A 22,528-nucleotide genomic window follows, 5' to 3' on the forward strand; every position below is an offset into this window, starting at 1 on the left:
TGTCAGAAAATATGCCAACGCTCATAGTTGTTTATATGAAGTGGTTAATTTTTGATCAAGATAAAGATAAGTCCTGTTTTAAACAAAGAAGTTAAAAGTTGTGTGCAACAGCAACACGCGACTGTTAATACAGTGAGTAAGTCAGCAGTAAATGCGACTTTTCACGCTTCAATAAATAACTACTCCACAATGGAGTAAAACTGCCGAAAGACTTTCAGGGAAAACAGCCTAAAACCCGATTTTCGGTTGTTAACTAGCCCTCATAAAAAGAGCGCTAAATACATCTTGAGTAATTGAAGTAATTGATTCTGCAAGGAGCATGAGGAACGCGGCATGAACCAGGCTAACAACGTACTCGAAAGCAATTATCAGCCTGACCTAGAAATAATAAATCAGCCTGATTTCGAGGAGTTAGAAGACCTCTTAATTGAAGAAGAGGATGACTTACTTCTTGTTGATGATGGCGAAATGGATGAATTTTTAGAGCCTCAGTCTGATGAGGACGACGCAAAGTCTGGAAAAGCCGCTAAATCGCGTCGTCGCACACAAAGCAAGAAAAAGCACTACACCGAAGATTCAATTCGTCTTTACTTGCAAGAAATAGGGCGAATTCGCTTGTTGCGGGCAGACGAAGAAATCGAATTAGCGCGGAAAATCGCAGATTTATTGGAATTGGAAAGAGTCCGAGAAAGACTCTCAGAACAGTTAGACCGCGATCCTCGTGATAGCGAATGGGCAGAAGCAGTACAATTACCATTGCCTGCTTTTCGTTATCGTTTACACGTTGGTCGTAGGGCAAAAGATAAAATGGTGCAGTCCAACCTACGACTAGTGGTTTCTATTGCGAAGAAATACATGAATCGCGGTTTATCATTCCAAGACTTAATTCAAGAAGGTAGTCTTGGTTTGATTCGTGCGGCGGAGAAGTTCGACCACGAAAAGGGATATAAATTTTCCACCTACGCTACATGGTGGATTCGTCAGGCCATCACCAGAGCGATCGCCGATCAGTCTCGGACTATCCGCCTACCCGTTCACCTTTACGAAACTATCTCCCGCATCAAGAAAACCACCAAGCTACTTTCTCAAGAAATGGGTCGCAAACCTACTGAGGAAGAAATCGCTACTCGCATGGAAATGACCATTGAGAAACTGCGGTTTATTGCTAAATCTGCACAGCTACCCATCTCATTAGAAACACCCATTGGTAAAGAAGAAGATTCTCGATTGGGTGATTTTATTGAATCTGATGGTGAAACCCCAGAAGATCAAGTTTCTAAAAATCTATTGCGTGAAGATTTAGAAAAAGTCCTCGATAGCCTTAGCCCTCGTGAACGCGATGTGCTGAGATTGCGCTACGGCTTGGATGATGGTCGGATGAAAACCCTTGAGGAAATTGGTCAAATCTTCAACGTTACCCGCGAACGCATTCGCCAAATTGAAGCTAAAGCCCTCCGCAAATTACGTCACCCCAACCGTAACAGCGTCCTCAAAGAATATATTCGGTAGTTAATAGTTAATAGTCATAAATTACTGACAAATGACTATTGACCCCTTCGGGGTGAGCCAGTCGCTCATGAGGGAAACCCCCAAGACCGCGCTGGCTCACCAATGACAAATGACCAAAAATAAATAACCTGGTAGTTTTTCAACGCTACCAGGTTTTTATTTTTCATATTCTTAGATAATTAACGTTACTTAAAGAATACCCCAGAAATGCAGGAATCCTTGACCAGAGAACAGTTCAATCAATGCAGCAGATAAAAAGCCAATCATTGCCAAACGACCATTCCAAATTTCTGCTTGAGGAGTAAAACCCCAACGCCAAGCGTTACGATCTTCAACTACGGGAGCAGTGATTTTTGTGGTTGTGTTAGTCATTCTTTTAAACTCCAGATAGGATTTACTAAGGTTTATTGCCTTATGTAAACTAATATAACAACTAACTTTAAAAAATGTAACGTTAAATCAAACTTTTATTATTAAAGTTAGAAATAATTAAAAAATTAACACTAGTATTGTCTCAGTTGTTGCAGTTTCAGCATTGTGATGCACATTGTTAGCCAGAGAAACCCAACTTCGTAACCTGCAATGACATCTGTAGGCCAATGCACTCTTCAAAAAGCTCTGCTAAAACAAAAAGAATAAATAGACAACTAGCCAGTCCAAAAAGGCCAAATGTGGCAATTAAGGGAGCTAGACTAGGATATATGTGTCGCAACCAAAAATTTGCAATTTTTCGGAGCATCTGCACTAACGTACTTCAGCAACAGCAATAATTTTTTCATCCCGGTTGAGTTGCAGGATAATTTCACCTGTAGCATCTCTACCCAAAATAGGTACTGTGTCTACATCTATCCGGACTACACGCTCTTTATTTGTCACCAGCGCCACTTCTGGAGTAGTCGCCTTTACCATACTGGCTAAGTTGTCAGTTTTAGCGGCAAATTTCAGTGCTTGCGTGCCTAAATCACCTCGATTAGCTGCTCTTAATTGACTTGCAGCAATGCGCTTGGCATATCCTTGTTGAGTAACTAATAGCAAATGGTCATCTTTGCCTACAGTTGCACAGCCAACCATTTGTTGATTTCTCAACAGTCGAAAAGCTTGTAAACCCATAGCTGTTCGACCCATAACGGGTAGTTGTTCGTCATTGACGGCAAACCGCAATAAACGTCCACCAGAACTAGCCAAAATTAAATGCTCACCTGGGTTGATGGACTGGGTAAATAACAATTCGTCATCGTCTTTGAGCTTGACAATCGTAATCCCGCGACGAGTCAGGTTGGTAAATTCTGCGAAAGATAAGCGCTTGATTCTGCCTTGTTTTGTCAGGAGAATCATTTGCTTGAAGTCTAAATCTTCTGGTAATAAAAAGCGACTGACCACAGGTTCTTGACTACCTTGAGCAGTAGTTGTGAGTGTGGTGATTAATGGAGTTCCTCGTGGAGAACGGCCAGTAGTTAAGGGAATATCCCCCACGCGCACAGGGTAGACTTTGCCACCACTGGTAAGGATGAGTAAATCTTTGTTGGTATCGGTTAATTCAGTTTGAATCAAGAAATCATTATCGGGGAGAGCATTTTCCGCTTTTGGTTTTTTCCCAGAGGTTGAAAGGCGGCGTACATAACCCCGTTGGGTAAACTCTAGTATTGCTTCTTCCGCTGGCTGTTCAATCGGGGAATTTTCTTCGACTTCTTCTGTCTTGCGATTTTTGGAACCTTCTGCGGCTTTGCTTTTCAATTCCTCGGTAATACCGGGGAGTAATTTGGTTCGTCGAGGATCACCATATTTGCGCTTGAGCGATCGCAAATCTTTTTTCAGCGACTTTAATAATTCGCGGCGATCGTTCAGTAAGTTTTGCAACAGGGCAATTTGTGTAGTTAGTTGCTCAAATTCCTGCTGTAAATTCTGTTGTTCTAAACCAGTCAGACGGCGCAAAGGCATTGCTAAAATTGCATCTGCTTGTGATTCACTCAAATTCAGTTGGCTACTCAAGTTAACTTTGGCTGTGCTACCGTCAGCCGCTTGGCGCAAAATGCTAATCACTTCATCTACTTGAGATAAGGCTTTTAGCAACCCTTCCACTATATGTAAGCGACTTTCAGCTTTACCTAACTCGTAACCATAGCGACGATTTAAGGTTGCTTCTCGGAAATTTAGAAACTCTTGTAATAATTGCCGCAAGCTTAATTGTCGGGGTTGTCCTTCGACAATTGCCAGCAGAATTGCCCCAAAATTAGTTTGCAAAGCAGTCTGATGATACAAATGTTGCAGCACTTCTTGGGGGTTAGTATCGCGTTTGAGTTCAATGACTACCCGCATACCTTCGCGATCGCTTTCATCTCGAATATCTGAAATTCCTTGCAAGCGACCTTGATTAACTAATTCTGCTATCTTTTCAATCCAGCCTGCCTTATTCACTTGATAAGGCAATTCCGTAATCACAATTGCTGTCCGGCGCTTGCTTCCTTTACCACCAGCAACTTCTTCGATTTGGGCAACTCCGCGCAAGACAATTCCACCTTTCCCTGTGCTGTAAGCTTCGCGAATACCGGTATCACCTACGATTTCGCCCCCAGTGGGAAAGTCTGGCCCAGGAATTAACTCTAATAACTTTTCATCAGATAAATCTGGCTGGTCAATTAAGGCAATTAAGCCATCAACAATTTCTCCCAAATTGTGTGGTGGAATATTTGTTGCCATCCCCACAGCAATCCCTGCACAACCATTGAGTAACAAAAAGGGTAACTGTGCAGGTAATACCGTGGGTTCTTGTTGGGAATTATCAAAGTTACCGACAAATTCCACTGTTTCTTCACCGATTTCTGTCAGCATTCCCTCATGACTAATGGATGCTAAACGAGTTTCGGTGTAGCGCATTGCTGCTGGGGGGTCATTATCAACACTACCAAAGTTGCCATGTCCTGCTAATAAGGGATAGCGACTAGAAAAGTCCTGCACCAGCCTAACTAAAGCATCATAAACGGCTTGATCACCGTGGGGGTGGTATTTACCCAGTACATCCCCAACCACACGCGCACATTTACGATAAGGCCGATCTGGTGTTAAACCTAGTTCGTGCATAGCATACAAAATGCGGCGATGAACAGGTTTTAAGCCATCACGCACATCGGGTAATGCTCGCCCAACAATCACACTCATGGCATATTCTAGATAAGACCGTTGCATCTCGGTGTGCAGGGCTGTTGTAATTACCTGTCCCGTTGAGAGAAGGTTTAACTGTTTTGCCATGAGTTTTTTCCCTGAAAGTTAACTACACAAAAATCTCTATAACTGAACAATGCAGCAAACACAGCATAACGGATGAAAAGGGATTCCTAACACAATCTTGTTAGTCACCAGATAAACGGCAGTAGTATTATCCTTGATGACGGGGACATACATTAGTGATTAAAAAAGAGCTAGACAACTTTGCTGCTCAGTGCGTTCTCCCCTTCACCTCTATTAATAAAATTCTCATGAAAACCGTTTTAATTGTTGAAGACGATCTAATTAATGCTCGCGTTTTTTCCAAAATTTTGACTAAACGCGGTGGCTTAGATGTAACACATACCGAAAATGTCGAAGAAGTGATTCAAATTGCTCAATCGGGGAAAGCAGATCTAATTTTAATGGATGTTTCTTTGTCTAGAAGTGTTTATCAAGGTAAGTCTGTTGATGGCATCAAAATTACCCAAATGTTGAAGTCTGATCCACAAACAGCCAATTTACCGATTATTTTGGTGACTGCACACGCGATGGAAGGCGATCGCGAAAACTTTCTTAAGCAAAGTGGTGCTGATGGTTACATCTCCAAGCCTGTTGTTGACCACCAACAATTTGTTGACCAAATCATGGCACTTCTTCCCCATTAATCACTACTAAAAATTAACTAGACCCGCTGAGGAATATTCCCCCAAAAACATTTTTGGGGGAATATTTGATCTTTGTCTAGTATAGATGTACTATAAGATACTGTTTTCCGCAAGTAGTTAAAGAAGGCAAAAGTAAAAAGTGAAAAGTCAAAATTCTTTTACCTTTTGCTTTTTCCTTCTTACAAAGTTAGGCGGTGTCGGTTTCCGTCCCCGCCACGCCAGTTCATTCAACGGGGGGAACCCCCACACGTGACTGGCTCAACTTTGCGCTTTTGACTTTACTGTGGTGCAGGCTGTTGCTGTAGAGCTGCTTGAATAGTTGGCAGTTCTAAAAATTTCTTTGTATCAGATAATAGACGTTCACCCCAAAGATTTTCCTTCAGAAAATCCACATCAGCATAGCGCTGATCGATGCGTAAAGCAGTTGCTCCTAATGTCAGGCTTTGCTGACGATCGCCTTTAGTATATAGTGCCACGGCTAAGGCCAGTAAAGGTTCAGCCGCTTGTTTATCGATAGATACAGCCGTTTGCCATTGCTTAATAGCGGCATCAGCATTACCCTGTTCGTACTGAATTAAACCAATGTTATTAATTGCTGCCCAGAATTTTTTATCTTGAGCGACTGCCTGATTGTATTGGGCGATCGCTTCTGGTAATTTACCCTGCATATAATAGGCGTTACCTAAATCAAACAAGGCTTCTGGGTCATTTGGTTTCAGCTTTAAACCTGCTTGATAATTAGCAATTGCCGCATCATACTTTTTCTGTTGAAAATTAGCCGAACCCATAGCAAAAAAAACGTCTGCATTTTTGGGATTGAGCGCTTGCGCCTTTTTCAAAGCAGCCAGCGCCGGATCAAATTCCCGATTTTGTAAATGCAAACCACCCAACAGCAGCCAAACTTTATCATTTTTGGGAGCCAGTTGGCTGGCCAACCGCGCTCGCGGTAAAGCTAAATCAATCTGCTGAAATTGAGCTAGTTGCGCTGCCTCTTGTGCTAAAGTCAGCCCTTGTTTCTCCAACTTTGCTGGATCTAATTGCAGCGTATGGGGAATTAGTGCCTGTGCATGAGCAACTTTGGGTATACTCAACAAACTACAGGCAACCAGAAATGAAATCAAATGAACGTGTTTAGGCACACTACCGCCTCTTACCCACAAATCAATCATCTGTCAGATAGCTTAAACGATCTCTACTTTAGTCGAAAGGTAAAGTTTACAGTCGTTAGCACTGGCTGTATTCATAACCTTAGCTTAATTGCATGGAAAGTGCTGTTAGCGGTAGCGGAGCGTTCAGCCCGTGCTGAGTCATGCAGAATTTCCTATTCCCCACTCCCTTTGTCACAAGTCTTGACATGAGCATTAACCAATAATAAATTCATCAGTGTGTAGTTACTAATTTATGGCTCGTAAACCTAAAATTACTAATCAGCAAATTTTAGAAGCTGCCCGCGAAGTTTTCCTTCAGCAAGGTTTTGGTGGTTCAACTATAGAAATTGCTCAACTAGCTGGTATTTCTGAGGCTTCAATTTTCAAGCGCTTTTCTACGAAAGAAGAATTGTTTTTTGCCGCTATGGGTCTTCCAGAAAGACCTTTGTGGATAAAAGAACTGGAAAACTTATGTGGTACAGGTAATCTCAAAGAAAATCTAATCCAGGTATGTCTTCAGATTTTAGAATTTTATAGTGAAGTACTGCCTCGCTTTATGATGCTGCGTTCCCGTGGTAGTGCCTTTCCCGAACCTTTTACCAGAAAAGAACAGGGATTAATGCAAGATGTTAAAGTACTGACTTCTTTTCTAGAGCGAGAAATTAGCCTCAGTAGATTACGTCCTGTGAATGCCAAAATAGTTGCTCATATTTTAGTAGGAACCCTGATGAATTATGTTCTTTTTGAGCAGAAACCATGCTCTCAAACTAGTTTTACAATTGAACCTGTCAAGGACTTTGATTTAGAACATCAACCAAAAGTTGTGTTTTCATTTGTTCAGAGTCTGGTAGAGGCAATTTGGTTAGGCATCGCACCTATTTAAATAGCAGCAAATTCTTAATTAAATAAATGTATGGATTTATGGGTTGTGAGGTCTCAAACCGTTGCCTGTTTCCTATTATCTGTTCTCTTTTAAGCAAATTTTTAGTATTTATCACAGCGATCGCTCTGTGCCGAATCCTACCTCTTAGCAGTTAACATAAAACAGCTGTTGAACTGAGTCTACTGGGGCAAAATAGAAAGCATGGCAATTGAATCTAACTCTCCCAATCCACCAAGCCCAGAACCTTTACCCGAACAGGAGCCAGATGATTTCGATGGTGACTCTAGGGATAATCATTTAAGTCCAGAAGCACTAACAGCCCAACAAGCACTAGCCGCGATTTCATCTTTGCAATCATCACACAATGCCGCCGTGATGCAGCAAGCTCGTTCTAGTATGCAGCAACGCCCTACCCAGCAATTCACGGTTAAGCCCAGGGCATTAATGCTGACTATAGCAGCGATCGCTTTCACGTTGTTAGGAGCCATCCTCAATAACTGGGTTGTGGGAATGGTGGGAACCTTGCTCACTTTGGTGTTATCTCTAGCCATGCTATTGCCTTGGTTGCAATATGTTCTCAAAGAATGGTTTACACCGGAAGACAGAACCTTATTTGTCGGCTTTTTGGGACTAATAGCAGCCATTGTGGGCTTCATCAAATTTTCTGGGATTGGCGATCGCCTTCTCATATTAGGGCGGAGAATTAACTGGGAAGCCTCTGGAACTTTAGCAGAATGGTTTGGCGCATTAGGGCAAATTTTAATCGCCATCATTGCCGTTTATGTAGCGTGGCGACAATACGTTATTTCCAAAGACCTGACAATTCAACAAAATTTGCTGACAGTTCAACAAAATATTATCACTCAGCAGCAAACAATAGATTCTTATTTCCAAGGCATTTCGGACTTGGTGCTAGATGAAGAAGGCTTATTAGAAGACTGGCCCCAAGAAAGAGCGATCGCCGAAGGTCGCACAGCCGCAATTTTTAGTAGCGTTGATGGCAGTGGTAAAGCCAAAATTCTCCGCTTTCTCTCCCGTTCCAAATTACTCACACCCTTAAAACGCGATCGGCGCTTAGGTCGAGCAATTCTCAATGGTATGGGTGGTTATGCAGAAGACCGTTTAGAAGGTGTACGCGTCATTGACTTAGGTGTAATGTTAGCCACCGCAGACCTTTCTAGCACAGATTTGCGTTGGACTGACTTGAGTGAAGCTAATCTTGTTCGTGCTAATCTCAGTGCTTGCGACTTGGTAAAAGCAAACCTCTCCCGCACTATTTTATATCATACCAATCTCAATAGTGCTGATATGAATGGAGTGCGTTTATTTTATGGGTCTGTTGAGAAAGCTTCGCCCCGTAGTCGTACAGAACCTCCAAACTATGAAACTGGTGAACATACAGGGGCTGTAATAGAAAATGCTGATTTCACAAATGTTCAAAGGATGTCTGAGACGAACCGTTACTACTGCTGTGCTTGGGGTGGAGAAACAACTAGAGCCACCATTCCCGGTGGTTGCGAAGGTATCCCCAATCTATTGGGAAAATAGTCAATGGTTTTTAGTTTTTCTCTTATACCCTTACTCTCCCACACCCTTGCCTCCCTGTCCTCTTCCTCCCTTGCTCCCCAATCCTCCTTGTCGTTCACAGACAAAACCTTGACGTTCCCAACGTTCCATATCCACATCAGTCAGTTGGGTAACAGATGAGCATTGTGGTTGGATAAATTGACTGATCACTGCCCAGAATGAACTTCGTGTGATGTCAAATGCTGTTTTCCACCAATATTCCTGATTAGCCGGACGACCTTTTTCTTGAACTACCTCTGGTTCTACCCAAATTCCTTGCGCTCCTAAAAGAATTTGAGCCATCCATTTAGCTCTGGGGAAATGACTGGGAGAGCTAATTAACTTTACTTTATGTACTCCCCAACGTTTCAGAATCGGAATTCCGTAGTAGAAATTATCAAAAGTAGAATCAGCGCAGTTTTCTAACCAAACGTTTTGTAAATCTGCTGCCTCTCTTTGAAAAATCAGCCATATACAGGGGTCTAAAGAACCGCGAGAAATTAAAATTGGAATTTGGGGATTTTGTCTTGCTTGTTGGGCAACGTAGATTTCGCGGCGAATACTGCCCCCCAGTACAAACAAAGCATCAACAGGCTTGGAAGATGCAGAAACTAAGGTTATAGTTGTGAAAATTAGCCAGCAGCCCAAAATTAGGCATAAACCACGTAAAATTTTTTGTAGCAATTGCAACGTTTTATTTAATTTTCTCTTGTCAGAAATTGATGAATTTTGAGTAAATTTATGTCTCATGTCATAGCTGAAAAAAGCTGAGTTAAAGAATATAGAAAATGCCAGCAGTCCAGCCAACAAAATGCTATCTTATAAAATTAATATAGGGTGTAAATATGACACCGTTAAAAGTGTCACAATACTTGTATAGGGCGAGATTAGACTGCTAATTTATTTAGCAGATGTATGATTACAACACTAATTGTAAGTAAGGCAAAATTTTTAGGGTAATTCCGAGGGGAAAATAATGAAGAAAGCTTAACTGAAAATAAATTATAAAAACTTAAAAGTCTCTGAAAAGTCTGATTGCTAAACTTTCAACAAAACAACCATTCCAGCTAATATACATGAACCAATCTGCGAAACATTACTCGCCGCTCCAACTAGCCATGATTGGTGGAGCGATCGCCACAACCGCCGCTATATCCGTATTTGGCCCTGCTTGGACTCGCTGCGTTCGTGCCGCCTTACAAGATAGCCCTAAAACCTTAGTTGACCAGGTATGGCAACTGGTAAATCGTGAGTATGTTGATGGAACTTTTAATCAACAAAATTGGCAAGCAACTAGGCAGAGCCTATTAAGTAAAGATTATTCTTCTAAACAAGAAGCATATATAGCCATCCGCGAAGCTTTACAAAAATTGGGTGATCCGTATACCAGATTTATGGATCCTAAACAGTATGAGGCTCTTACCAATCAAACATCTGGGGAAGTCTCAGGTATTGGTATTCGGATGGAACTAAACGAAAAAACTCAGCGCCTGACGGTTGTGGAAGCCATAGATAATTCTCCAGCATTGAAAGCAGGGATTAAAGCTGGGGACGAGATATTAGCAATTGATGGGAAACCCACTTTGAAACTAAAGGTGGATGATGCTTCCAAACTAATTCGTGGTCAAGCAGGTACTCCAATCACATTACGTTTGGAAAGAAGCGGACAGGGTGCGTTTGACTTGAAACTAACACGGGCAACAATTGAAGTGCCAACAGTTAGTTACACTCTCAAGCAAGAAGGTAATCGTCGTGTAGGTTACATCCGCTTAAGAGAGTTTAGTGGCCACGCCGCAGATCAAATGCGTCGAGCAATTAGAGATTTGAATGGTAAGAAAGTTGATGCTTTTGTCTTAGATCTGCGTGGGAACCCTGGTGGTTTATTGCAGGCTAGTATCGAAATTGCCCGGATGTGGATGGATAATGGTGCGATCGTCCGCACAGTTGACCGTCAAGGTAGTAGTGAACAAACCAAAGCTAATCGTACTTCTTTGACAAAACTCCCTTTGGCTATACTGGTGGATGGTAATTCTGCTAGTGCCAGCGAAATTTTAACAGGTGCGCTCAAAGATAATAAACGCGCAGTAGTTATTGGTAGTCAAACCTTTGGTAAAGCTTTAGTACAGTCAGTGCATGAATTATCAGATGGTTCTGGTTTGGCTGTCACTATCGCCCACTACTACACCCCACTGGGAACTGATATTAACCATAAGGGAATAGCGCCAGATATCAAGATAGATTTGACAGAAGCTCAAGAGCGTCAGTTAGCATCTAACCCTAATTTAATTGGTACTCCCAGCGATCCGCAGTATGCTGGAGCGATCGCAGCTTTATCTAGTAATAGTTTTGCTCGGTCTTCTGTGATTCAAAACATTCCACCTGTGAGTGCTAGTGCTGAAACCTTGAAGTTCTAGTTCCTAAAGGTTCATGTATGAGGATTTGTGAACTCAATTGCTGGAGTGAAAAAAACTGCCTGATTAAACCTTTATAGGATTTGGGGATTGGGAATAATAATGAGTAATCCCATTGCCAAAATCCCTAATCTTATGAATTATCAGCCAGTTAACACAACCACCGCCGCCAGATTTTTACCAATGGTGTCGGTGGTTGTTCCTATTTATAATGCTGAAGCAGATTTATCGGCGTTGATTGCTTGTTTGTCGTCGCAAACCTACCCAAAAGACCGTGTAGAATACTTGTTGGTAGATAATAACAGTAGCGATCGCACTCTCACTTTACTCCAAGAAGCTGCTGCAAATTCGGCAATTACAATTCGAGCTTTGAGCGAAAATCAAATTCAAAGTTCTTACGCTGCAAGGAACACAGGAATTCGCGCTGCTACTGGAGAAATTATCGCTTTTACTGATGCTGATTGCCATCCCCAACCCCAATGGCTAGAATCACTCATCCAACCTTTTGTTAATTCCGAGGTGGTGATTGTTGCTGGGGAAATTACAGCACTTCCAGGGAATACTTTACTAGAACAATACGCTGAACTTCAGGATATTTTATCGCAAAAGCATACATTAGCTCATCCTTTTTGCGCCTATGGGCAGACTGCTAATTTAGCAATTCGCCGCACTGCTTTAGAAAAAGTCGGCTTATTTCGGCCTTATTTAACAACTGGTGGTGATGCAGATATCTGCTGGCGAATTTTGCGGCACAATCTTGGGCGTTTAGAGTTTGCACCCCAAGCGACTGTACAGCACCGCCACCGTACCACACTTAAAGAACTGGCGAGTCAATGGCGACGCTATGGACGTTCAAATCGCTATTTGCATGAATTACATGGGATAGAACTGATGCCAGAATTGACACTTCCCGAATGTGGAAATCGGTTATTACGCTGGATATTTAAGGAAGTACCGAAAAATACAGTGAAGGCGATCGCAGGTAAAGCCAATCTTGTAGATTTATTAAATACTCCTATTACTGTATTTGTCATCCAAGCTCGGATGGCTGGGCAGAAAAATGCTAAGTTACCAGAAAATGCCAAGATAATAGCTTGGTTGTAAAAATGAGAGTGACTTTTACCCAATCCTTGAATAATCAAATTCTGAGAGGATGGATTTTACTCCGTATAGAAACTGATGATATTTGTACTGAAACTTGGACATCATATATATTCGATCCATACCAAGAATTGTACATTTGGTTGGGGCAAATTCGAGATTTGCAACTACCTGCAAAAATGATCATAGATAAAGAAGGTCGTGAAGTAGAGCTGATAGCTGAGAGTTTAAGCGATTTACTTGTGCAATTTCGGGTTGAGCCGTGGATGTCTGCTAGAAATACTACAACACGCCTTAATATTACGGTTGAACGTTGCGAATTGCTCAAGGCCTTTCACGATGGAATTATCAAGTTTATTCAAGATGAATATCAACCATCACAATGGTCGTACATTGATAATCTGAGTAATACAAATTGGGGTGCTTTGCTCCAGCCAAATAATAGTTCTGGTCAAAATTGGCAAACACGTTTAGCAATGTATGGAGGAGGACATAGCAGGGTTCCCGAAACCGGACGTGAAACAGTATGGAATCAACTAACCCTAAAACAACAATGGTTGGTAACTTTACATGATGTACTTTTATGGATAGCAAATTTAGCAGCTAACGGTCAAATTAGAGAAGTCTACGCAGTTGTCAGTTTATACAAAAATTTACCAATAGATATTGCATTAGGTGAATTGGATGCGAGTTGGTATGAGCAACGGAAAATTGAGTTATATCAACAATATGAACTACGTGAGAACTCCATCACCAGACGAACAATTCATAATCGTAGCCGTTTAGCAAAGGCAAGACTAGAAACACTTAAGCTTGGTCAAATTATAGATGGCAGTATCATTAAAATTAAGCCGTATGGTGTCTTCGTTGATATTGGAGGATATTACGCACTACTACATATTTCCGCAATTTCTCAACAACCTGTTGAACATCCAGAAAAGGTCTTTCAAATTGGTGACTGGATTAGAGCAATAATTATCTCAATGGATGTTGAAAGAGGGCGAGTGTCGCTATCAACTAGCGATTTGGAAACTGAACCAGGTGATATGCTAAAAGACCCATTGATTGTGTATGAAAAAGCCGAAGAAATGGCTGCTAGATACTATCAAAATGTCTTGTCAAAGCTACAATAGTATTAAATAAAATCCTAATTTATTCCCCACATTCTTAAGGTTCGTGAGTAATGATATATTTTCTTACCCACTGACGAAATGCTCTCAGCGTTAGCGTAGTTCCTGTAGTTTTTGCCATTTCTATAAATCGGGGAATTTCTTCAATAACTCCAAAATTGGGAAAAATTAAACTTGTATCAGACTTAACATATTTATCCCCTTGAAGTAAATTGATTTCTAACTTGCCTTGAAAGTACCGCCAAATTTCTGGTACTTTTAATGCTTGATAGGCACTTGCTTTAGTTTTTGAAGTGATATCGATTTCAATTGCTAAATCAGGTGGAGGGTCAACGCTTAAGTCAATGCGTTCTTTACCTATCATCAATTGGTAATTTTGAATGTAAAAGCAATCGTCTGGTTCGATCCCCGCAGCCATATCTTCACGCTTGAAGGTTGTTGAACCAAGAGATTCCCAGTACAAATCAAGTTCATCAAGGAGGATTTTTACCAAGTCCCCAATAATGACTTTAATTTTCTCATGCTCTGGGAGTGGAACCATAATTTCTAGTATGCCTTGGTTGTAGGCGATGCGGCTGTTACGATGTTCTCCTAATTCATCAAGAATCGCCTCAAATTCTTGCCAAATTACATCTTCCAATATCACGCGCTGACCTGGCGTAACTCGAATTTGCCTGAATCGCAGTGTAACCATACAATTGTTGATTTTTAGTACTAATATTTTAGCATTGCGTATATTTCCGAAAATTTTTGTAGTTGTTTATAAGCGATTTTTACTGGGTATAACAATCATGGCAAAATAAGGTACTTCAGCCGGGTCAACTTCACTCAAGGGGACAATTCGCTGCTGTGACATTGTTGCCCGTTCAATATACAATGCCCGTGATGCTAATCCTAACTGCTCCAAAATATCCCGCACTTTTGTAAAATGGCGGCCTAGTTTCATAATTGCGGCTGCATCTGTATTTAACAGTTGTGTGATCAGTTCTTCGGCTGGTAGTGGGGCGGGTAAAATGGTGAGAATATCGTTGTAGTAGGTGAAGGGTACACCTAAAGCGACTGGACAAGCCATGAGTGAGGAAACACCAGGCACTACTTCGGTATGGTAATGCTGAGACAAGCGTGTAAATACATACATGAAGGAACCGTAGAAAAACGGGTCTCCTTCACACACAACTACGACATCGCGTCCAGCGGCGAGGTGTTGAGCAATTGGTTCAACTTCTTGGTCATATATAGCTTTGGCTTTTTCTGGTTCTAAGGCGCGGGGTAAGTGAAAGGGGACTTCGATTTGTTCGCCTGTCAAATATTGAGACACGATCGCCCGCGCTATACTCTCTTTATCTGTGGCTGATTGATAGGCAATTACAGGTGCAGCCTGCAATAACCGCAGTGCTTTGACTGTCAATAGTTCGGGGTCGCCAGGGCCGACACCAACTCCATACAAACGGCCTTTGGTTGTCATGATTATTCCTCCTCCGTGGCCAAGGCGTTAACTGCTGCGGCGGCGATCGCACTTCCACCCCGCCGACCATGTAATGTCATAAATGGTACATTCCGACTGTCTGCTGCTAGGGCGGCTTTTGATTCGGCTGCACCGACAAATCCGACCGGGAAACCTAAAATTACCGCAGGTTTCGGCGCTCCTTGGTCTAACATTTCGAGTAACCTAAATAGGGCGGTGGGTGCATTACCAATGGCAACGACTGAGTTTTCTAAGTGCGATCGCCATAATTCTAATGCTGCGGCTGACCTTGTATTACCCAGTTTTTGGGCGAGTTCTGGGACTTCGGGATAATTCAGGGTGCAAATAACTTCGTTATTGGCTGGTAGTCGCCGCCTGGTGACTCCTTCGGCTACCATCCGACAATCACATAAAATAGGCGCACCAGATATCAGTGCGGCGCGTGCTGATTGGACTGCTGTGGGTGAATATCCCAAGTCAGTCACAATATCCGTCATGCCACAGGCATGAATCAGACGCACAGCAACTTTTGCTACATCTGTCGGCAGCACATCTAAGTTAGCTTCTGACCGAATGATAGAGAAAGAATTACGGTAGATTTCGTTAGGGTTTCGGATATATTCGGACATTTTCAATTACAAACCGCAGATAAATGCAGATGAACGCAGATTTTGAGACTCTCAAATAAATCTTTCAGTTGGGTAATACTATAACGATTGACAAATTCCTGAAAAGATTCGTCATGATTAAAGCGATGAATTTTATACACTTTGAGCATTTGTTCTATCAGTGCAGGTAGTTCTGCAAAACTGACGTATTCATAGATTTTTAGTCCGAATTTTTCGTGATTTTCCCTATCCCCAACATAAACGTGATAACTTTCCATATCGCGATTGCCTACGGTGGGGCGCAGCCCATCGCTCACACCTAGTAAGGTGATGTCACTGTTGTGATGTTGGGCGCAAGATTTTGCACAGCCGCTAAAGTGAATATTAATTGGGCGATCTAGTTTAACATGAGTTTCTAGGTAATCGGCTAATGCCAAAGCATGACCTTTAGTATCTGTTGCAGAAGCAGCACAACCCCGTTTACCAGAACAAGCAATTAATGAACTTTTAATATTTGTAACTTTGAAATCTAATCCTAATTCAGCTATTTCATTTTGAACATCAACAACCCATTTCTGGGTAATATCAGTGATGAGCAAATTTTGCCAAGGTGTGAGTCTGATAGTCCCGCTACCATATTGTGCTGCTAAATCCCCTAAACGCCACATTTGCTGACTTTCAAGCCTACCCAAAGGCAAAACTACACCGATATAAAATAAATTTTCCTGTCGTTGGGGATGAACACCAATATGGCTGAAACATTCTTCCTTTTTTGCTTGGGAAGGTTTTTTGATAAAATGCTCACAACGCCGCACAGAAAAATTTAACCGCCATTCAACTTGCTGAAGATAATTTTCCCATCCCAAACTGTTTACTACTTCTCGCAAACGTGGCTTGCGTTTACTATTAATATCAATATGATGTAAATAAACATCTGCTAAAGCTGCCAAAATAGACAAACATTGTTCTGGCAACAAGATAATTCCTGTATCTGTGGGTGGTTTGCTTTTGATTAAACCCAGATGTAAACGGAAGTAAACTTGAGTGTTGATTAATTCAGCAGTCAATAAGATATCATTGAGGCGATCGCTTACCGCAACTTTTCCACCGCCATCAAAGCAAACGCTAAACTTCGCTGATAGTCCGACTAGTTCAGGATGCGCTGCTATGTAGTTATCCCATTTTTGAACCAAAGGGCGAGTATCGATTAATTCTGCTGGGTCAATACCTGCGGTGGGACTAGTCATAATATTGCGGATGTGGTCTACAGCCGAATTAGGCGAACCCAACCCCAAACTTTGTAGCTGTTGGAGAACTTCGCTGTTGATACCTTGATTAATTTCTCTGATTTGCAGGTTAGCGCGATTTGTGACATCAACATAGCCACCACCGTAATTATCTGCGATCTCTGCGATCGCCTGACATTGTTGACTATTAAGTATCCCACCAGGTATTCTCAGGCGAGACAAAATGCCATCTTGAGCCGATGTAGCGTAAAATAAGCCTGGACAGGCAGTAAATCCCGAAAGCAAAGTTGCAACTCCTTCTCTGTGCGACGCAGAGATTAGATCATCACTGTGTCTTTTAGACACCCCGGAGTTGGCATTCTGACTTGGGATTTCCCTTCACAGCTGCGGCACAGTCCCGGAATTTCACCGGAGTTTCCCAACTCTAAGCTTTAGTAATTTACCATGAGACTGTCTGCGGAATGCTCTATGCTTTACATTATTCATGAATCACTCATGAATAATTTCGGACTGCTATATCAAGTCTAGTGTTCGTTTTGTGGAGAATTTTCGCAAAAAATCGGGGATATTTAGCTTGTAAGTTTTTAACTCTGGCTTTTGCTCTCCAACGAGTATAGGCATAAGTAGGTCGATGTTAAAAATTGTAGTTATGACAAGGCAGGAGGCAGAAGGGAAGAGAGTTTTAGATAACTTTACTTTTTGTTACATACTTCTGTTTATTTGCACCGTTCTACTTAACTCATATTTGATTGTTGAAAAAACTTCTGTAGTCACATTTTTTGTATTTAACAGTCTCTTGTCGCCGGATCAACTGCTAAGATGATCTTAGTTGCTGACAATCATGAAAATTTAATGATTGACTCTAACTATAGATAGATGTAACATTTAGGTTAATAGAAGGGGAGTAGCTACTGGCATAACTTTTGAAGTTAGAAGCCAGTTCATCTGAGTCAACATACTGGTGATAAGCCTGGTTCAGATGTCAAATGCTTAGTATTTGAAAGCGAGACCTTCACTAAGTTCACAAACAAGATGTGAGCTTGGTGAGGTCTTTTGGCTCTCTTCAAGCTCACATCGCTACAAATTTTTCAGGAGCTTGACAGAGTGTTAACAGCTTTTACCGCAGGTTTATTATTAATTACCGTTTCTGAGCTTGGTGATAAAACTTTTTTTATCGCTGTAATTTTGGCAATGCACCATTCGCGGCGCTTGGTGTTTATTGGAGTCACAGCCGCCTTAGCTGCAATGACTATCCTCTCAGTAATATTTGGGCAAGCAGCATCTTTACTCCCCAAAATTTACGTTCATTATGCAGAAATCGCTTTGTTTTTTACCTTCGGTATTAAGCTGTTGTATGACGCGAGTAAAATGGCTGCGGCGAGTTGTGATGCAGATGTTGTCGAAGAAGCAGAAGCCGCGGTGAAAAAAGCAGATGCACAGCTACCAAAACGCAAAACCCCTTGGGCAATTTTAACAGAAGCCTTCTTATTAACATTTATGGCAGAGTGGGGCGATCGCACACAAATTGCTACTATTGCTTTAGCGGCGGGTAATAATCCAATTGGGGTAACGATTGGCGCAATTTTAGGACATAGTATTTGTGCCGCGATCGCAGTTATCGGTGGTAAACTTATCGCCGGACGCATTTCTGAACGCCAACTCACCTTTATTGGTGGATGCTTATTTCTGATTTTTGCTGTGGTTGCTGCTGTAGAAGGAGTCTAAAGAGCGCCTTATCCCGCCTGGGAATAAATTTCGCGGCGGGATATACATTGCAGTAAGACTAGCCAAAATTAAAGATTTTCTCGAATTAAGATAATTTTGAGCGCAAACAAGGGATAAATAAAAATAGTTCCATATCGGTAACTATTTATTGAATGCTTCTATGACCTATTGTCTGAGAATTGCCGACATCCCCACAAATGAACGTCCGCGTGAACGTTTGATGACTCATGGCCCCAAAATTTTAGCAACAGCGGAGTTAATTGCAATTCTTTTAGGCACTGGTCAAGGCCCAGGAAAACTCTCAGCAGTGGGTTTGGGACAATATCTTTTGCAAGAATTAAGCAAACACCAACGTGACCCATTAGCAGTTTTGCGAGAAGTTACCCCAGCGGAATTAATGCAAGTTCCTGGTATCGGCCCAGCAAAAGCCACAAGTATTTTAGCTGCGGTAGAACTAGGCAAACGTGCGTTTCTCTCCCGTCCTTCAGATGGCACTGCAATTGATAGTCCAATGGCGGCGGCAGCAGCGCTTAGTCAAGATTTAATGTGGCAAACCCAAGAACGTTTTGCCGTGTTGTTATTAGATGTTAAAAACCGTTTGTTAGGTACACAAATCATTAGCATTGGTACCGCTACCGAAACCCTAGCTTCCCCAAGAGAAATTTTTCGGGAAATAATTCGCCAAGGTGCAACACGAGCAATAGTCGCCCACAACCATCCTTCTGGGAACATTGAACCTAGTCAAGAAGATATAGAATTGACTCGTCAATTATTAGCAGGAGCGCAGTTATTAGGCATTCCCTTGCTAGATCACGTAATTTTAGGTAATGGAAATCACCAAAGTTTACGCGAAATCACAACTTTATGGAATGATTATCCTCAATTTGATTGATGTAGCGCAGGTGGGGAGTTTTGCTATTTATGCAAACTTGATATTACTGTCCCCTGCTCTATCTCCAAAATTGTCTATTGACAACAAAATTAATCTATGTATTCGTAAAAATTGTATCTTATTGCCAGATTTTTTCCTCAGCCAAAGGCATAATAAAAGCACCTATTTCTCACTCTGGTGACTCTGCTAACTTCTCAAATCATTACAGGTAGAGGAATTGTTGATGAAATGGGAAAAATCAACACTGTTTTCAGAAGAGGTTTGGCAAGAATTATCAGATAAACCTGACACGCTACCAAGTCAAGATTTATCAGAAAACCTTTCTGGAAATATATCCTAGACAATCGCGTCTGTAACGCTTGGGTATATTAGTGCATCGAATGTTTTTGATCAAGCGTGTGAATTTACTAGGATATCTCCGCACATCTAAGTTGGAAGACAGATGGAAATTTCTTACCGCAACATCAATTATTCACTCAATTCTTCTTCTTTAGCAGATTTTCCAGTCCTGCAAACCGATAAGTATATTTTGCGGCTGGCCTCAACTGAAGAAGAATTAGAATCTATCTTCCACTTGCGGTTTGAAGTCTTTAATCGGGAACTAGGTTTAGGATTTTCTAGTTCTAGCCTCACCCAGATGGATAGAGATAAATTTGATGAAGTTTGTCATCATTTGATGCTGATTTCTAAACAGACTGGTCAAACAATTGGCACTTATCGGATGCAAACTTATCAAATGGCATCTCAAGGGTTGGGTTTTGATGCTGCTGATGTGTTTAATCTCAGCACAATTCCTGATAATGTACTACAAGCATCTGTGGAAGTTGGACGTGCGTGTATTGCTAAAGAATTTCGCAACAGTCAAGCGCTATTATTACTGTGGGAAGGATTAGCCAATTATCTGATTTGGAGTCAAAATAAATATTTTTTTGGCTGTGCTTCGTTAATGACACAATCTCCGAGAGACGCCGCTTGTACATATCATTTTTTTCAAAAAAATAATTTCATACATTCAAGTATTTTAGTTTATCCCAATTCGCAATATGGGTTAAAAATTGACCAATATTGTTTAGATAAATATGAAGTAGACATTCCTAAAATTGTCAAGGCTTATTTAAGTATTGGGGCTAAAATATGTAGTCTACCTGCAATTGATCGGCAGTTTAAAACAATTGATTTTTTAACAATTTCTAATCTAGAAAACTTTACAAGATGGCATTTGCCGAAATGTTTTGCGAAGAAACCTAATTTGCCTTGAGCAAAAAAACTTTTACCGGAAGTTGAGTTGCGATCGCCCTAATATATCCATAATTCATCTAACTATGCAGCAGAACACAATCATTCACAGTTGGGTGCGGTTTTTAATTATTGTTTTGCTGGTGATGGCTGTATTGTTTCGCTTTTTTAACCTAGATAGCAAAATTTATTCCCATGATGAAACATATACATCATTGCGAATTTCTGGTTATACAGTTGCGGAAGTTAAACAGCAATTATTTAATGGTCATGTAATTACTCCCGAAAGTTTTGCTAAATTCCAAGGTGTTAATCAACAAAAGGGACTGAGTGACACAATTATGTCCTTAGCAAAAGAAGACCCTCAGCATCCACCACTTTATTATGCGATCGCCCGATTTTGGTTAGGCATATTTGGCAATTCAGTTACAGCCATTAGAAGTTTATCTGCTTGTATTAGTTTGTTAGTATTTCCTGGTATTTATTGGTTATGTCGGGAATTATTTGTTGTCCCATTATCATTACCTTGGTTAGCGATCGCAATTACCGCTGTTTCTCCAATTTACTTAATATATGCCACAGAAGCCCAAGAATATATTCTTTGGTTAGTCACTATTATCATCAGCAGTGCTGCACTCCTGCGAGCCTTACGTTTAGAATCAAAATTTCCAGGTAAACTACCTCCAGACCAGTTTACTATTTGGAGCCTGTATACAGTCACTTTAGTATTAAGTCTCTATACCAGTTTATGGAGTGGATTTTTAGCGATCGCACATAGTACTTATGTCATCACAATTGCCAGATTTCAGCTAAATAAAACTGTTAGAGCTTATCTATTAGCATCCATTGTTGCCTTTTTTGCTTTTATTCCTTGGATGATTATTGGATTAGCTAAGTTTTTGCAATTTTTGCTGTCAAATCAAGGTAGGCAAACAGAGTTACTACCAATACCTTTACTACCATTTTTACTGAAGCAAATCACCCGAATCTTTTTTGATTTAGATTTGGTATTAGATAACAATTTAAATTATTTAATCTGTGCATTTTTGGTAATTTTAGTAGGATGCGCGATTTATTTACTTTGTCGTACTACGAACTATAAAGTTTGGCTATTTATTGTGATTTTGATTGTAGTGCCATCACTACCATTAATCTTACCCGCCTTAATGTCTGGTGAAATTAAGCTAGGTTCTGAGCCATATTTTTTGCCATCTTATTTAGGTATGCAGATTGCTGTTACTTATTTATTAGCTACACAACTTTATAATGGCAGTCTAACAAGACGAAGAATCTGGCAAACAATTATAGCGCTCTTAATTATTGGTGGACTAGTTTCTTCGCGGGTATATTATCAAGCTGAAACTTGGTGGCATAAAGGGGTGAGTTACAATAATCTCCAAGCTGCTCAAATTATTAGTCGCTCTGCACGTCCATTGTTAATTAGTAATGTTGAAGGTATTAATTATGGCAATGTTTTTTCTTTAAGTTATCTTGTAGAGCCACGAGTCCGGTTTAAATTAGTCAACAATCAAATTATTCCAAATATTTCTGATACCTATACTCAGGTTTTTTTCTTGAATATTTCTCACACTTGGCGACAGCAATTATCAACTCAATACCAATCCCCAATAAATCTTGTTTATCGAAATGAGTATTACTCACTTTGGGAATTACGCAAATCTCCAAGCTCACCTTAAGAGGTTGTGTGAAAAATGGTTGATTGTGATGATCAGCACTT

Annotated in this window: 19 protein-coding genes and 1 riboswitch; of the genes, 11 read left to right on the forward strand and 8 right to left on the reverse strand. The window is 41.0% G+C overall.

Annotation, left to right across the window (positions count from 1 at the left end; genetic code table 11):
• Positions 1-333 precede the first annotated feature (333 nt).
• Positions 334-1,509 carry an RNA polymerase sigma factor RpoD gene (gene rpoD / locus NOS7107_RS02155; protein WP_015111342.1) on the forward strand — a complete coding sequence of 392 codons (1,176 nt, stop codon included), beginning with the start codon at positions 334-336 and terminating at the stop codon, positions 1,507-1,509.
• A 189-nt stretch (positions 1,510-1,698) separates the two neighbouring features.
• Here the strand turns inward: rpoD and NOS7107_RS02160 are convergent, their stop codons facing one another.
• Together NOS7107_RS02160 and gyrA are read right to left on the reverse strand one after the other, a co-directional pair.
• A complete protein-coding gene (locus NOS7107_RS02160) occupies positions 1,699-1,881 on the reverse strand; it encodes a chlorophyll a/b-binding protein (RefSeq protein WP_015111343.1) in 183 nt (60 codons plus the stop codon).
• A 372-nt stretch (positions 1,882-2,253) separates the two neighbouring features.
• Entirely contained in the window at positions 2,254-4,755 is a 2,502-nt protein-coding gene (gyrA, locus tag NOS7107_RS02170) for a DNA gyrase subunit A (RefSeq protein ID WP_015111344.1), read from the reverse strand.
• Positions 4,756-4,982: 227 nt separating this feature from the next.
• Between gyrA and NOS7107_RS02175 the strand changes: the two genes are divergently transcribed.
• Positions 4,983-5,378 carry a response regulator gene (locus tag NOS7107_RS02175; RefSeq protein ID WP_044500454.1) on the forward strand — a complete coding sequence of 132 codons (396 nt, stop codon included), beginning with the start codon at positions 4,983-4,985 and terminating at the stop codon, positions 5,376-5,378.
• Positions 5,379-5,656: 278 nt separating this feature from the next.
• Here NOS7107_RS02175 and NOS7107_RS02180 read toward each other — a convergent pair whose 3' ends face one another.
• Complete coding sequence (locus NOS7107_RS02180) at positions 5,657-6,517, reverse strand: tetratricopeptide repeat protein (RefSeq protein WP_044500455.1); 861 nt, start codon at positions 6,515-6,517, stop codon at positions 5,657-5,659.
• A gap of 262 nt (positions 6,518-6,779) precedes the next feature.
• Between NOS7107_RS02180 and NOS7107_RS02185 the strand changes: the two genes are divergently transcribed.
• Together NOS7107_RS02185 and NOS7107_RS02190 are read left to right on the forward strand one after the other, a co-directional pair.
• Positions 6,780-7,409, forward strand: coding sequence for a TetR/AcrR family transcriptional regulator (locus tag NOS7107_RS02185; RefSeq protein ID WP_015111347.1), 630 nt, complete (start codon positions 6,780-6,782; stop codon positions 7,407-7,409).
• A gap of 201 nt (positions 7,410-7,610) precedes the next feature.
• Positions 7,611-8,957: a pentapeptide repeat-containing protein gene (locus tag NOS7107_RS02190; RefSeq protein WP_015111348.1), complete on the forward strand. Its 1,347-nt coding sequence runs from the start codon at positions 7,611-7,613 to the stop codon at positions 8,955-8,957.
• 30 nt (positions 8,958-8,987) lie between these two features.
• On the opposite strand, the gene NOS7107_RS02195 is transcribed toward NOS7107_RS02190, so the two are convergent.
• On the reverse strand, positions 8,988-9,725 hold the full coding sequence (locus tag NOS7107_RS02195; protein ID WP_015111349.1) for a YdcF family protein: 738 nt from the start codon (positions 9,723-9,725) through the stop codon (positions 8,988-8,990).
• Between the two features lie 326 nt (positions 9,726-10,051).
• Between NOS7107_RS02195 and ctpB the strand changes: the two genes are divergently transcribed.
• The 3 genes from ctpB to NOS7107_RS02210 all read left to right on the forward strand — a co-directional run bounded on the left by ctpB (position 10,052) and on the right by NOS7107_RS02210 (position 13,620).
• Positions 10,052-11,389, forward strand: a complete 1,338-nt coding sequence (gene ctpB, locus NOS7107_RS02200) for a carboxyl-terminal processing protease CtpB (protein WP_015111350.1) — start codon at positions 10,052-10,054, stop codon at positions 11,387-11,389.
• A gap of 132 nt (positions 11,390-11,521) precedes the next feature.
• Positions 11,522-12,490: a glycosyltransferase family 2 protein gene (locus tag NOS7107_RS02205; RefSeq protein WP_044500457.1), complete on the forward strand. Its 969-nt coding sequence runs from the start codon at positions 11,522-11,524 to the stop codon at positions 12,488-12,490.
• Positions 12,491-12,498: 8 nt separating this feature from the next.
• The gene (locus NOS7107_RS02210; RefSeq protein ID WP_216594395.1) at positions 12,499-13,620 is read left to right on the forward strand and encodes a S1 RNA-binding domain-containing protein; all 1,122 of its coding nucleotides are present in this window, start codon (positions 12,499-12,501) and stop codon (positions 13,618-13,620) included.
• A gap of 34 nt (positions 13,621-13,654) precedes the next feature.
• Here NOS7107_RS02210 and NOS7107_RS02215 read toward each other — a convergent pair whose 3' ends face one another.
• From NOS7107_RS02215 to cobG, 4 genes are all read right to left on the reverse strand, one after another.
• Positions 13,655-14,311: a Uma2 family endonuclease gene (locus NOS7107_RS02215; protein ID WP_015111353.1), complete on the reverse strand. Its 657-nt coding sequence runs from the start codon at positions 14,309-14,311 to the stop codon at positions 13,655-13,657.
• A gap of 66 nt (positions 14,312-14,377) precedes the next feature.
• On the reverse strand, positions 14,378-15,082 hold the full coding sequence (locus tag NOS7107_RS02220; protein ID WP_015111354.1) for a precorrin-2 C(20)-methyltransferase: 705 nt from the start codon (positions 15,080-15,082) through the stop codon (positions 14,378-14,380).
• Between the two features lie 2 nt (positions 15,083-15,084).
• Positions 15,085-15,711: a precorrin-8X methylmutase gene (locus tag NOS7107_RS02225; RefSeq protein ID WP_015111355.1), complete on the reverse strand. Its 627-nt coding sequence runs from the start codon at positions 15,709-15,711 to the stop codon at positions 15,085-15,087.
• A gap of 2 nt (positions 15,712-15,713) precedes the next feature.
• Positions 15,714-17,222: a precorrin-3B synthase gene (gene cobG / locus NOS7107_RS02230; RefSeq protein ID WP_083889765.1), complete on the reverse strand. Its 1,509-nt coding sequence runs from the start codon at positions 17,220-17,222 to the stop codon at positions 15,714-15,716.
• A gap of 47 nt (positions 17,223-17,269) precedes the next feature.
• Positions 17,270-17,399, reverse strand: a riboswitch (cobalamin riboswitch).
• Between the two features lie 642 nt (positions 17,400-18,041).
• On the opposite strand from cobG, the gene NOS7107_RS02235 reads away from it, so the two are divergent.
• The 4 genes from NOS7107_RS02235 (at position 18,042) to NOS7107_RS02250 (ending at position 22,487) form a co-directional block, all read left to right on the forward strand.
• Positions 18,042-18,662, forward strand: coding sequence for a TMEM165/GDT1 family protein (locus NOS7107_RS02235; RefSeq protein WP_015111356.1), 621 nt, complete (start codon positions 18,042-18,044; stop codon positions 18,660-18,662).
• A 160-nt stretch (positions 18,663-18,822) separates the two neighbouring features.
• On the forward strand, positions 18,823-19,554 hold the full coding sequence (radC, locus tag NOS7107_RS02240; RefSeq protein WP_015111357.1) for a DNA repair protein RadC: 732 nt from the start codon (positions 18,823-18,825) through the stop codon (positions 19,552-19,554).
• A gap of 442 nt (positions 19,555-19,996) precedes the next feature.
• Positions 19,997-20,812: a GNAT family N-acetyltransferase gene (locus NOS7107_RS02245; RefSeq protein WP_015111359.1), complete on the forward strand. Its 816-nt coding sequence runs from the start codon at positions 19,997-19,999 to the stop codon at positions 20,810-20,812.
• Between the two features lie 64 nt (positions 20,813-20,876).
• On the forward strand, positions 20,877-22,487 hold the full coding sequence (locus NOS7107_RS02250) for a glycosyltransferase family 39 protein (RefSeq protein WP_015111360.1): 1,611 nt from the start codon (positions 20,877-20,879) through the stop codon (positions 22,485-22,487).
• Positions 22,488-22,528 lie beyond the last annotated feature (41 nt).

The organism is Nostoc sp. PCC 7107, from assembly GCF_000316625.1.
Classification (GTDB): Bacteria; Cyanobacteriota; Cyanobacteriia; order Cyanobacteriales; family Nostocaceae; genus Nostoc_B.